Consider the following 13,040-nt stretch of genomic DNA (forward strand, 5'->3'; position numbering starts at 1 on the left):
CATGTGTCCTATTCGATTTTGATTGATGCATGTAAATAGGCGCCACCTCGTTACTAATTATCACTGGTCAATGGAGGGGTATAAACTATCAAGGCTGTTACCCTGACTGATTCAAACGTGAGACGTCCTTGTCACTTCGTTTCTTTCAGTGCACAGGTATGCCACCCATACTTTTTAGCGCGTATATTAAGCGGGCGTTGACGCCTTAATGCTTTTACTTCCAGTGAAGGCTTTAAGCATAAACCAGGCGAAATAACCCACTCCAACACTGAAGACAATGTCGCCGGGCACTCGCGCCCAAACCAAGGCTTCCATGATTGGGCTGTGCATGAATTCAGCTGAGCGAGCGAATGAGTAACCTTGCTCAATACTGATATAAGTCTGAATCACACCTTGGGGTAACAATGACAAAAACGTCATCATCGCCAAGCCAATATTAAGGGACCAGAATGAGCGCTTTATCAATTGTTGATTCCAGCGCGTGACATCTGTTAATCCACGCATGCAGTATAAGGTTAACCCCAAACCGAGCATACCGTACACACCAAATAATGCGGCGTGACCATGGTTGGCTGTGGTGTTTAACCCTTGCATATAATACAGCGCAATTGGTGGATTTATCATAAATCCGAACAAGCCAGCGCCAACGAAATTCCAGAACAGCACAGCCGTAAAAAACATAAATGGCCAGTGATAAGCCAGCTCCCATTTCTCTACGCGCTCAACTTTGTATCGGTTATAGGCTTCAAATCCTACGACCAATAAAGGGACCACCTCGAGTGCTGACACCATGGCTCCAACAGCGATAACAGACGTTGGTGTTCCGCTGAAGTATAGGTGATGAAAGGTTCCCAGTACGCCACCAAATAAGAATATAATCGTGGCAAACAGCACCATCACTGTCGCGGTAGAGGTGCGCAATATTCCCATGCGCACAAACAATAGGGATATTATAGCAGTGGCAAACACCTCAAAAATTCCTTCTACCCAAAGATGAACTACCCACCAACGCCAGTATTCCATTATCGCAATATTGGTGTGCTGTCCCCACATTAAGCCGGCGCCGTACAGTAGGCCAATCGCTAGTGCTGAGACCAATACTAAATAGATGAGTGATTTATCGCCTTTTTCTTGTAGCACTGGCCATAATGCACGCACAACTAATGCAACCCACAGCAACAAGCCAATGGTAAGATAAATCTGCCAAAATCGACCTAAATCGACATATTCGTAACCTTGATGGCCGAACCAGAAGTTGGCGGTTAAATTTTCGAAAAAACGATGAACGGCAGCCCATTGCCCGACAAAAGAGCCAATAACGATAATCAACAAGCTGATGAACAGAAAGTTGACCCCAAAACGTTGGAATTTCGGGTCACGGCCCGCGAGCATAGGTGCAACATATAACCCCGTCGCTAGCCACGCCGTAGCAATCCACAATACGGCAAGTTGTGTATGCCAAGTCCGAGTGACCGCATAGGGTAAATACTCCGCGAACGGTAATCCGTATAACCCTTGTCCTTCAACCGCATAATGGGCAGTGACTATGCCCAATAGCACTTGTCCCACAAACATCGCGCACACTACCCAGAAATATTTAGCGGTGGCTTGCATGGAAGGTGTAATCGTGGCTTTAGATAAAATGTCGCTGGTAGCCATACCTTGCTCTGGCAAAATATCATCACGCCAGTCGTCAAACTGTTTAACGTAATACGCAACGAGCGCTCCAGATGCGGCTAGCAATAATATGATAGAGGCGATACTCCACATTAATGTACCGGTCGTCGGTTTGTTGTTGACGAGTGGCTCGTGGGGCCAATTACTCGTGTATGTAATCTCATCATTGGGCCGGTTGGTGGTTGCCCCCCAGGCTGTCCAGAAATAAAACGCAGCAAGTTGTTTCGCTTCTTGTGCATCCAGCAAACCATGAATCGAAAATGCATAGTCGCGTCTTAGTGCTAATGATTCTTCATCACTACCTTGATAAAGCCTCAAATAATGGTCTTCAACTTGCTTTATAGCTATTGCACGATTGTCGCTGACTGTAATAGCTTCAGTCGTCACGTCGTAGGTGTTTTTGCGCATGAGTGCTGGTAGTAGAGCCTTTTGCATCGCCATTTCTTGATCAGGGGCTAGGCTTGATTGAGATTGGTGGATATTTATTTCTAACAATGCCAACGCTTCACGATGAAGCCAGTCAGCACTCCAGTCAGGCGCCAGATAACTGCCGTGCCCCCAAATAGAACCTTGTTCCATACCGCCGATTGATTGCCAGACGTTCTGCCCGGTTTCAATATCGTCTCGGGTATAGATAATTTCCCCTGAAACTGATTTTACTAAGGCTGGAATAGGTGGTGCTTGTTGATATATTTGCTGACCCAGCAACAACAAGATACCGAACATTATAATCATTCCTACAGACAGAATGATCCAAAGTTTTTTTATACTGAACGTTTTTTGATAGGAACTCATGTTACACCCATGGTAAATAGTGGAATTAAATTCGGGTACGTCAACTTATTAAGTTAACAGGCAAAATAATGCAAAGTGATGATCAAACAGCTAGTGTAACGAGTGCCCCATACCAGGGTGATGAAGGCGTGCTACATGGGCGGATGGTGATCATGACTTTCACTTATTTCAGATCGCGGAAGTAATCGTTTTTTTCCTTAATATGCTTAATAAATAGGTTCGGCTAAGTAATTACTGCTGGCGTCATCACTCGATTGTTGAATCATCCCCATTGATTATTTTGAGCTGATTTAAACCGACTTAGCATGCTGATTAAAAACGCTTATATGCGCCAAAATAGTAGAGTGAAGGTTTTTTGATTTTCAGTCGAGAGAAGATCAGCTCTCATTAGGTTCTCGGCGCAACTAATGGACTAAATCTTGATCTCAGTCAGGTTTAATGTCAGCGCATCACCATTGATAGTGGGAACATGGAAGTGAAGCCTTTTCATAGTATACGAACAACCACTTTTCGCTACGTCGCATCAACTTCAATCTCGTCAGTGACTTTGCGTGAATAGAAATCCTCATTAGCTGGGTCTTTTAAACGAGACGTTAGTATCTCTTCAACAGGGAAGAGTCTTCAACAGGGAAGAGTCTTCAACTAAGAATAGCTTTTAACTAAGTGCAGCCGCAAGGCAACCGAGCCGTAAAGCGAAACTCAGTCGGTTAAGCTGCTCATTGAACTTCTTCGCTCATGTAAAACGTAACCAATACAAAATTTAACATTAAATGAAGGTATTCATGACACCCGTAATTGTCTCTTATATAAATACACAATTTGCCTTGAATGTCTTATTGGACGGCAACCGAAAACGACACGTTGTCGCGTTTTATCACTTTATTATGGTGCTTACGATGTGGTTTTTTATAAGCTTACCGTCGTTTGCATCGACAGCTGAGACAGAGGTCGCTGTCTGGCCTGCAAAAACATCTTATCGTTTCGTCACTGTCGAAGGAAAGCGCATTTTTTATCGAGAGGCAGGGGAACAACACAAGCAGACAATAGTCCTGCTTCATGGGTATCCCTCGTCATCACATTCTTATCGAGAACTTATCCCATTGCTATCTGGCCGTTATCATGTCATTGCGCCTGATTACCTAGGTTCTGGCTACAGTGAGCGGCCCGATCCGGCGATACAGAAGTACACGTTTAACCTGCTTGCTGAACACGTTTCTGGATTATTAGATACGCTTAACGTGACGCGTTTTACGCTCTATATTCAAGATTTCGGTGCGCCCGTTGGTTTTAGGATGCTGTTGAACAACTCTTATCACCTCGAAGCTTTAATCGTACAAAATGGAAATGCCTATTTGGATGGGTTAACACCCGCTAGGCAAACATTCTTCAAAGCTGCCAATAAAGACCGCTCAAGGCAAAAATTAGAACAGCTTTATACATTTACTGGCGAGCAAGCCATAGTTAACAATCAATATTTACGCGATGTGCAAGCGGCACCAGAAAAAATGAACCCGGATAGTTGGAGTCACGATCTACATTTTTTGCACAGTGAAAAAGACAGACTGATTCAAGTGCAATTGCTACAGGACTATTACAATAACGTGTTGGATTATCCGTTATGGCAAGCTTATTTGCGTAAATATCAACCTCCTACACTGATTGTATGGGGCAAAAAAGATCCAGCATTTATTGCCGCCGGTGCTCAGGCGTATTTGCGAGATGTACCTAACGCAGAATTAAACCTGTTAGATGCTGGGCATTTTGCCGTTGAAGAAAAACCCGTAGAAATAGCAAAATATATCACCCATTTTATGCAGCAGTTAATTAAGGGCGATGGGAGGCATTGAGCTATTCATCAATAAATATTCATGTATGCGTAAAATATTCATAGGACGCTGTAAAAGTGGTGTATTTAGTGCTTTTCATTAAAGCCAGTGGAAATAGTCTTATAGGACTAAGCCTAATGAAAACACGGCGGGGATGGTTGGTTTTCGTTAAATTTAACTCTGGTGTGCTTTATGCTCTCTTGTATATGCATAGAAGAATTTTATCACCCTAAGTTCGCGGGGTAATGATCGCGACGACAACGGAGGACATTATGAATAAGCATTTATTAACCAGTTTAGTTGGCTCAATTTCTTTGACATTAAGCGCTGCAAGTTTCGCAAGCGAAGACGGTCTAGCCGTCACCATGAATGATCTGAAAAGTGGGCAGAGCATGGGTACGATCATGGTCAGCAGCTATGACGATGACGGTGTTGTGTTCAAGCCTAACCTAACAGGATTAACGCCTGGATTGCATGGCTTCCATATTCATCAAAATGGTGATTGCTCCGTGGCCATGAAAGACGGGGAAAAAGTGTTAGGTGGAGCAGCAGGCGGTCATTTCGACCCCGAAAAAACCGATAAACATGATATGCCTTGGTCAGAAAAAGGTCATGAAGGCGATTTGCCTGCCTTATTCGTTGATAATGATGGCAGTGCGTTGCACCCAGTATTCGCCCCAGAGCTTGAACTTGATGATATTCAAGGGAAGGCAATCATGATCCACGCAGATGGTGACAACTACTCCGACTCACCAGAGCCATTAGGTGGCGGTGGAGCGCGTGTTGCCTGCGGCGTTATTCCTGAATAAAAAGTCTTCAATGAGTGCGCATAAGCACCAAGTGAAGCATAAGCAAAAAGCGGCTAATGAGTCGCTTTTTGTTGTTGATAATGTTTGTACTCAAGCCACAATTTAAACTCTTGATAATCACTATCATTTTGGCTTTTTGCTAACTTCCAGGCTTTAAATAACGCAAATTCATCAACTTGCTGGCTAACGTTGCTTAGTTGGTTTGTGCTTGTTGGATTAAGTTTGGCATTATCCGAAGCGTCGTTTTTAGGTTCCATTGACCCGCCTGCTTTGAGCGTTGACGTATTTTTAGCATCTTTACCAGAAAAAATTTTACTCAATGAAAATTCGCCTTTCTCACCAGAAAACACACCCGGGCCTTCAAGTTCTTCTTGGGCAAGGGCATTACTTGTTACAGGGAGAGAGATTAAACTAGTTAGTGTCACGATAAGGACACCGGATTTAAATATAAACATAATAAACCTTTTATCTAGGTTGGAAGCAGAAAAAGCCAGATGACAATAACGTGTGTATCGTTATTGACGCCAGACTTTTCGATATGCAATTTAGCTTAATAACGTATTATTAAAAACGAACCATGCCTCCAAGGGCAAAAGCATTGAAACTTTCTTCGTCGTCAGTATCCCCCTGAGTTGCTTGAACCCACAAACTTACACCGCCCACGGGTGTGAAGTGATAAGCAACCGTGCTCCGAGTATGGTCGGCGCCTGACACACCAGACGCATCTTCAGAACCATAATTACCCATACTGTAACTCACGGCGTGCTTGCCTTGGGTGTAGCCGAGTTTCCAGTTCAAGAAATCACGATCGCCTCCAGCGACTTGATCAGCTACGCCATACGTCGTAGTAAAGTTAACGCCTGAATCGTGCAGGTAGCCTGCCAAAATACCGTAACCACTTTCTGCACCAAAAAAACCTAAGGTACCGTTGCCATCGATATCGGCTTGGGGATCTTCATCGTTATCTGCATCACCGTAATCGACAGACCAAGCGTTAATCCGCCAACCATTGGCTGCGTATTTGATTGCTAATTCATAGCTGCTGTCTTCACCGTACTGAGCGTAAAATTTTGCTCCTTCAAGAAACGTGGGCGATTCATACACAATGCGTTCACTGAATATTGATTGTGCCTGAACGAACGGAGTTTCACTTTCGCCGCCAGGGCCGCGACGGGTTGAACCAAAACGTTGGCTCATGCCAAGTGGATCAGACCACCAAGTTCCTGATTGATCGACGTCAGATACAATCCAAGTGACACTCGCGCCTGTTCCCAGTTTTACTTTACCAAAATCGCCCTGAACCCATAATTCTTGAATACGGTTACGTGAGTTAGTTCCGTCATGCAGTATATTTGAAACGCCTTCGTCCAAGCCAATTTCAACTTGTGCGCCAAATGTCAGTTCTTTGTATTTCACTGACCCTTTAACTCCAATGGTTGACTCGGCGAACTCGTGGCGACCAAAATATACGTCGTCTGATGTATCGTCTTTAATAATGTTATAGAGCACTCGACCATAAGCGGTGACTTCGGCTTGAGCGGATTGGCTAGCAAGAACAGGAGATAGCATGGCTAATGCGATCATAGATTTTTTCATGTGTGTGTCCTATTTGTGTGTTATTGCAATATAAGATATTCAGGGAATAAAACGACTAGTGATAAAACCAATATCTGCATCAAAATAAATGGGATAACGCCTTTATATATAGTGGTCGTTTTAAACGATTTAGGTGCTACACCTTTGAGATAAAACAGACTAAAACCAAAGGGGGGGGTCAAAAACGACGTTTGTAAGTTCATTGAAATAAGGATAGCGAACCAAATCAAATCGATGTCTAACACCATGGCGACAGGGGTTAGAATTGGCACGACTAAAAAGGAAATTTCAATAAAGTCGATAAAGAAACCAAGTACTAAAATTGTTACCATCGCTAACACGATAAAGGTCCATTTATCCCCCGGTAATCCGGTGAAAAAATCTTCCACAAGATATTCACTACCTGAGTAACTAAACACCATGGAGAAAGCGGTAGCGCCAACCAATACTGCAAAAATCATAGCGGTGACCTTTACCGTTTCTCGAGAAATGTTGTGCAGGCTTTTGAATGAAAATCTACCGTAAATAGCGGATAACACTAATGCACCCACTGCGCCGATAGCCGATGATTCGGTAGGCGTAGCAATACCAGTAAATATTGAACCCAAAACAGTAACAATAAGTAATAACGGCGGGAAAATGTCTTTAACAGCTTGTACAAGAATGGTTCGCTTATCTTCGGTGACTTCAATCGGAGGACAATATTCTGGCTTTACTTTACCCAAAATTAAAATATAGAGGGTGTATACAACGATAAGTAAAACGCCAGGTATGACTGCTGCGCGGAACAGATCGCCTACGGGCACGCCCATCACATCGCCTAAGATGATCAGAATAATCGACGGAGGAATAATCTGCCCCAACGTGCCGGCGGCGCATATTACACCAGCTGCCGTGGGTTGGTGATAATTATTTTTAAGCATAACTGGAAGCGAGATAACGCCCATAGCGACAACACTTGCGCCCACTACGCCAGTGGAAGCCGCTAGTAAAGCGCCCACAATAATGGTTGAAACGGCCACGCCACCTGAAATACCACCAAACAGCTTAGCTGATGACTCAAGTAAACGTTCCGCCAGTCCTGTTTTTTGCAGTACGATGCCCATAAATACGAACATTGGAATTGCCATCATAGTGGTGTTTTCCATAATGCTCATAATGCGATAAGGCATGAAAGCGAACAGGTCTGTGCCCAATACGATGACACCGATTAATACAGAAACACCGGCAAAAGTGAATGCCACAGAGTAACCAAGAAATAAGCATAACAAGGCAACGCCAAATAAAACTAAACCAGTCATTATAATGCATCCTTATGTTGGTCCGATGGCTTGCTAGCTCCCTTAAGGCGCTGTATTTGTTCAAGCATGACGTACAAGGCACATAAAATAAGAAATATCGAGGAAACCGGAATTACGCCGCGAATAATAAAACGGTGGGGTAAACCGCCGGGGTCAGCACTGCCTTCACCCATTTTATAAGCTTCAAGGGTGTAGTCCCAGCTGTAGTAAAGAATCAAAATGGTTACCGGCATTACCAATAACAGAGCGCCGAAAAGGTTAATATAGGCTTGAAGGCGAGGGCTGAAATTATCGTAAAATACGTCAACCCGCACGTGCCCATCGGTTTTTAAGGTATAGCCAATTCCGAACATAAACATGGCGGCGAACAAATGCCATTCTAGCTCTTGCATACCAATACTAACTTCGTTGAAAAAATAACGCATGACCACGTCATAAAATACGTTCAAAATCATTAACATCATCAGCAAGCTACATAAATGACCAACGCCATCTATAAACTTACCTAGTAATTTAACGACTGAATTCATAATAAATCTCTGACATGCGACGTTCTTGCACAATGCACCCATTGAATAAGGGACGTGAACAGCCGTCGCAAAATTAAATAAAATAACTAACACGAAATGGGCTATCAGCGCTAAGGATGGCGCTGATAGCAACTAAACTCTGAGCTTACTTTTGATCCTCAAAACTTTCTAAATAAGCTTGGTCAGCAAATTTAGTCCATGCACGTACCTGCTTTTGATAGCCGGTAATGGACTTTAATATTTTATCTGTCTCTGGGTCCTTAGCTGCAAATTCAGCAAGTAACTCGTCATTTGCTTTGCGAATAGCGCTCATGACAGGCTGTGGAAAGGTACGAATTTTTACGTTCGGATAGTCAGTTTGCAACGCTTTAAGGTTCACACCATTTTCATGGGTTGATTGTGAATACATGTCATAGGCGGCTGTTTTCATGGCGACGGTTAATATTTTTTGTAAGTCTGCGGGTAATGAGTCATACGCTTTTTGATTGACCATAAATTGCAATTCAGTAGCGGGTTCTTGCCAACCTGTGTAGTAATAAGGTGCTATTTTGTGGAAACCCATGCGTAAATCTAATGATGGTCCAACCCATTCCAGTGCATCAATGGTGTTGCGTTCAAGGGCGGTGTAAAGTTCTGCTGAAGGGATATTAGTTGGGCTGGCGCCCAGTTTTGCCAGTACTTCACCGGCAAAACCAGGGATGCGCATTTTTAATCCTTTTAAATCATCAACAGTGTTGATTTCTTTTCTGAACCAACCACCCATTTGGACGCCAGTGTTACCGCCAGGGAATGATAAAATACCGTATTTATCGTAGGTTTCTTTCATTAGTTCCATGCCGCCGCCATAGTAAAACCAAGCGTACTGTTCAGGCGCGGTCATACCAAAGGGAATGGTAGTAAAGAACAGCGTATTGAAGTCTTTGCCTTTCCAATAATATGAAGCAGAGTGACCCATTTGATACTGACCACTTTTAACAAAATCGAATATACCTAACGCTGACTTATGTTTATTAGCTGAATCAATTCGAATGGTTAAACGACCATCTGACATTTCTTCAACCATCTTCGCCATGTTTTTACTCGCATCACCAAAAATTGGGAAATTCGGGCCCCAGGTTTCTGCTAAGCGCCAGCGGTATTTTTTGCCATCTGCTGCATTGGCCGTTGCACTGAGTCCTAAGGTAAAGACTAAGGCGGTAAGTAATATGTATTTTGCTTTCATGGGATATCCTCATAAGCGTTTAAAAAATCACTTTGGTGAATTGGCAACACCAAATAAAAAACTGTTATAGGGATGTTAAATGTTTGTGAGTCTGTAACCATTCGTATGAACACCCATTTGTACTAGGTAGATCTGCCTAGGTATAAATAGGTTGGCGCGTGATGCTAAAGCCTGAAATAATCCAGTTTATTCGTTTACAATAAATTTACACGTCGGTTTTGCTCGGCTCCAAGGCGCTATAGATATGACCTTACCCTTGAGACTACTGTTTGTAGCAGTACTACAAGTCGTTTTAACGTCCATAATAACTTACTACTTAGTCACAGATGAATATCGTGGTCTTTCAAGTCAAAGTGTTGATACCCTTGAAAACTTCCTAATCGAGCAAAAGCATCAAGAACTAAAAAATTACACTCTACTTGCTGTTTCAGCCATGACTGATGCATACGAAAACAGTGATATAGATGATAAACAAGCAAAAGCGCGGGTTACTGAAATTATTCATGATATGACCTACAGCGGGCGTGATGGATACTTTTTTGTCTACGACGGTGAAGGTAACGGAGTGGTGCACCCAAAAGAGCCATACCGAGTTGGAAAGAACTGGTGGGAGTTAGAAGGCGAAAACGGCGATAAGACTATTCAAATATTAGTCGCTAACGCAAAGGCTGGTGGTGGTTTTCATCGTTACCCTTGGCGTAAGCCATCTTCAAATATAATGTCTGAGAAAATGGGCTATTCGGTGTACCTAGAGAAATGGAATTGGATGATAGGTACGGGCGTTTACTTAGATGATGTAAATAGTCAGCTCAACAAGCTTCAGCAGGAAATTGACCAGCATATCAACAAGACCAAACAGATTATTTTGCTGGTGGCCATGTCATCCATCTTTGTTATCTTCCTCCTTAGCCTGATTTTAAATCTCAGTCAGAAGAAAAAGACTGACCAAAAAATAAGTGAATTAGGGCTTAAAATAATTAATATGCAAGAGGAGGAGCGGCGCCATATTTCTCGAGAACTACATGACGGCATTGTTCAGGTATTGATATCGATTAAGTATTCATTAGAAGCTACCGGGCTTTGGTTGGCTAAAGCAAAGGTAGCAAAGCCTCAACCGTTGGAGCACGCCCAAAGCAATTTACGTGACGCGATCAACGAAATAAGACGTATTTCACATCATTTACACCCCAGGATCTTAGATGAGTTAGGCTTGTCTGCCGCCATGGACGCTCTGGCAGTAGAGTACGCAGAACAAACTAGGATAACCGTTAACGTGACTAAGCCAGCGGTGCGTAAGTTGGTTCAGGACGGTATTAGCACCACACTTTATAGAGTGGTACAGGAATCGCTGATCAATGTACAAAAGCATGCCCATGCCACCGAAGTTAATATTGATATGTCGATAAAAGACAAATGGTTAACTTTGAGTATCAGCGATAATGGGCGCGGCTTTGACACCGAGCTAAATAACAAAGCTGATGATTATGGTATTGGTTTGCGAAATTTGGCTGAGCGGGTTGAATATCATTTAGGTGAATTTAGCGTGCAGTCTTCTGCCAGTGGCACTATTGTAAAGGCGCGTATCCCCAAAATTAGCTACGCGAACAATCCATCCGCGACAAAAGGTTACTCTGCATGAATCAAACACATTCTGAACAACCCACTCGTATTTTATTGGTCGATGACCATCCCATGGTGCAGGGGGGATTGAGCGCCTGTTTGTCGTTCTATGACGATATTGAAATTGTTGGTATGACCCATGATGGTAAAGACGCATTGGAGAAAGCGCTAATATTAAAGCCTGATGTGATCCTGATGGATATCAGTATGCCGTCAATGAATGGGATTGATGCCACAGAAATTATCACGGATAGTTTAGAAGACACCAAAGTACTGATTTTTAGCATGCATGACAGTGCAGAATTCGTCACCAGCTCAATCCAAGCAGGTGCATCGGGTTACATTTTAAAAGACACCACGTCAGAAGAGGTGTATTACGCCATAAAAGCGGTGGCCAAAGGCCAAACACATTTCAGCAGTTCAATTGCCAAAATGCTGATCGATAAGCCTGCTCGCGACACCAGTCAAAAGCTCACCACTCGAGAGCAGCTTATACTCACTCACGTAGCCCAAGGCAAATCGAGCAAAGAAATTGCGCGTATTTTAAATATCAGTTTTCGTACCGTTGAAGCACACAGACGGAATATGAAAAGTAAGCTCAATATTGAATCACTCGCTGAACTAATTTGTTACGCCGTCGACCATGGGTTGGTCGATAAGTAAAACCCTAAATTTCACGCAGGTAGGTTTAGTCATAGCGGCTAAAAGCATTTGATGCAGCAATCAAAGAAATGCTAACCACGCACCTACGCAGATTAATAAGCTGCCTGCGATGCGGTTCATCCAACGGATATTATTGTCGCGATTAAGGAACATACGTAAGCTTTTACCGCCAGTAGCGTAAATTAACATGCAGGTGAATTCGCTGAGCATGATAAGCCCCACCAATACCATAAGTTGCCCTGTTACGGGTTTCGTTAAGCTAATAAAAGGGGGCAATAAGCTAATCATAAATGCCCAACCTTTTGGATTGGCAATGGCGGTAATAAAACCCTGAGAAATTAAACCGCTCCTTGAGGTGCCGTTACTGGAGGAGGTTTCAACAGATATCTGCTCTTTAGCAAAATACATTTTTAAACCTAAATAGCCTAAATATGCGCCACCGATCCATTTAAAAATTTGAAATACAGCAGGGTAATTGAGCATAACACTGGCCACACCCACAACTGCAGCAACGGCTACCAGCGCCACACCGATAACTTCACCTAGCATCATCCACAACGTACGGCGCACACCCACACTCATGCCCAATGTCATCGCTAGGGTCATGCACATGCCTGGGGTAATTGAAACAAAGAAAAAAGTCGGAATAAATACCGCAAGTATTGCTAAGTCTGGCATTGAGACGTTCCATAATAGTTGACGTAAAACTGAGTCCGCCAGTCTACTAATATTTAGCGTATAAGCTAATTATTTACGTCGATTCTTTGCAAAAAAAGATATTGAATATCCATACTTAACAGTATGTTAACAATGATAATGGCACATCGACTGATGTAACGAGTAAGATGACCTTTAAAGATATAAGTCTAGTAAATAGGCGACCTAAAAGCTGATGCTAAGTAAGATAGTGCGACTTTAAACAGAGCTAATTAAAAATGTATATCTGAGTGATAAGGAATGACACTAGGATTTAGCAGTAAACCCCAGTGCCGAATGGTGCT

General features: G+C 43.0%; 11 protein-coding genes. 4 read left to right on the top strand and 7 right to left on the bottom strand.

Annotation, left to right across the window (positions count from 1 at the left end):
• Positions 1-186: 186 nt before the first annotated feature.
• The gene (locus tag GQR89_RS09345) at positions 187-2,403 is read right to left on the bottom strand and encodes a nitric-oxide reductase large subunit (RefSeq protein WP_370461056.1); all 2,217 of its coding nucleotides are present in this window, start codon (positions 2,401-2,403) and stop codon (positions 187-189) included.
• Between the two features lie 965 nt (positions 2,404-3,368).
• On the opposite strand from GQR89_RS09345, the gene GQR89_RS09350 reads away from it, so the two are divergent.
• Both GQR89_RS09350 and sodC read left to right on the top strand, forming a co-directional pair.
• Positions 3,369-4,319: an alpha/beta fold hydrolase gene (locus tag GQR89_RS09350; RefSeq protein WP_233269133.1), complete on the top strand. Its 951-nt coding sequence runs from the start codon at positions 3,369-3,371 to the stop codon at positions 4,317-4,319.
• 251 nt (positions 4,320-4,570) lie between these two features.
• Positions 4,571-5,107 (top strand): superoxide dismutase family protein, encoded by a 537-nt coding sequence (sodC, locus tag GQR89_RS09355; RefSeq protein ID WP_158769797.1) that lies wholly within the window; start codon positions 4,571-4,573, stop codon positions 5,105-5,107.
• 53 nt (positions 5,108-5,160) lie between these two features.
• On the opposite strand, the gene GQR89_RS09360 is transcribed toward sodC, so the two are convergent.
• From GQR89_RS09360 to GQR89_RS09380, 5 genes are all read right to left on the bottom strand, one after another.
• Positions 5,161-5,562 (bottom strand): hypothetical protein, encoded by a 402-nt coding sequence (locus GQR89_RS09360; RefSeq protein ID WP_158769798.1) that lies wholly within the window; start codon positions 5,560-5,562, stop codon positions 5,161-5,163.
• Between the two features lie 109 nt (positions 5,563-5,671).
• Positions 5,672-6,703, bottom strand: a complete 1,032-nt coding sequence (locus GQR89_RS09365) for a porin (protein WP_158769799.1) — start codon at positions 6,701-6,703, stop codon at positions 5,672-5,674.
• A 20-nt stretch (positions 6,704-6,723) separates the two neighbouring features.
• Complete coding sequence (locus tag GQR89_RS09370) at positions 6,724-8,004, bottom strand: TRAP transporter large permease subunit (protein WP_158769800.1); 1,281 nt, start codon at positions 8,002-8,004, stop codon at positions 6,724-6,726.
• On the bottom strand, positions 8,004-8,534 hold the full coding sequence (locus GQR89_RS09375; RefSeq protein WP_158769801.1) for a TRAP transporter small permease subunit: 531 nt from the start codon (positions 8,532-8,534) through the stop codon (positions 8,004-8,006). Before GQR89_RS09375 ends, GQR89_RS09370 begins: the two co-directional genes overlap by 1 nt.
• A 145-nt stretch (positions 8,535-8,679) precedes the next feature.
• Positions 8,680-9,756: a TRAP transporter substrate-binding protein gene (locus GQR89_RS09380; RefSeq protein WP_158769802.1), complete on the bottom strand. Its 1,077-nt coding sequence runs from the start codon at positions 9,754-9,756 to the stop codon at positions 8,680-8,682.
• Positions 9,757-10,000: 244 nt separating this feature from the next.
• On the opposite strand from GQR89_RS09380, the gene GQR89_RS09385 reads away from it, so the two are divergent.
• On the top strand, positions 10,001-11,395 hold the full coding sequence (locus GQR89_RS09385; RefSeq protein ID WP_158769803.1) for a cache domain-containing protein: 1,395 nt from the start codon (positions 10,001-10,003) through the stop codon (positions 11,393-11,395).
• Entirely contained in the window at positions 11,392-12,039 is a 648-nt protein-coding gene (locus tag GQR89_RS09390; protein WP_158769804.1) for a response regulator transcription factor, read from the top strand. Before GQR89_RS09385 ends, GQR89_RS09390 begins: the two co-directional genes overlap by 4 nt.
• Before the next feature lie 60 nt (positions 12,040-12,099).
• Here GQR89_RS09390 and GQR89_RS09395 read toward each other — a convergent pair whose 3' ends face one another.
• Positions 12,100-12,717 carry a LysE family translocator gene (locus GQR89_RS09395; RefSeq protein WP_158769805.1) on the bottom strand — a complete coding sequence of 206 codons (618 nt, stop codon included), beginning with the start codon at positions 12,715-12,717 and terminating at the stop codon, positions 12,100-12,102.
• Positions 12,718-13,040 lie beyond the last annotated feature (323 nt).

The sequence above is a fragment of the Paraglaciecola sp. L1A13 genome, assembly GCF_009796745.1.
In the GTDB taxonomy this organism is placed as follows: Bacteria; Pseudomonadota; Gammaproteobacteria; order Enterobacterales; family Alteromonadaceae; genus Paraglaciecola.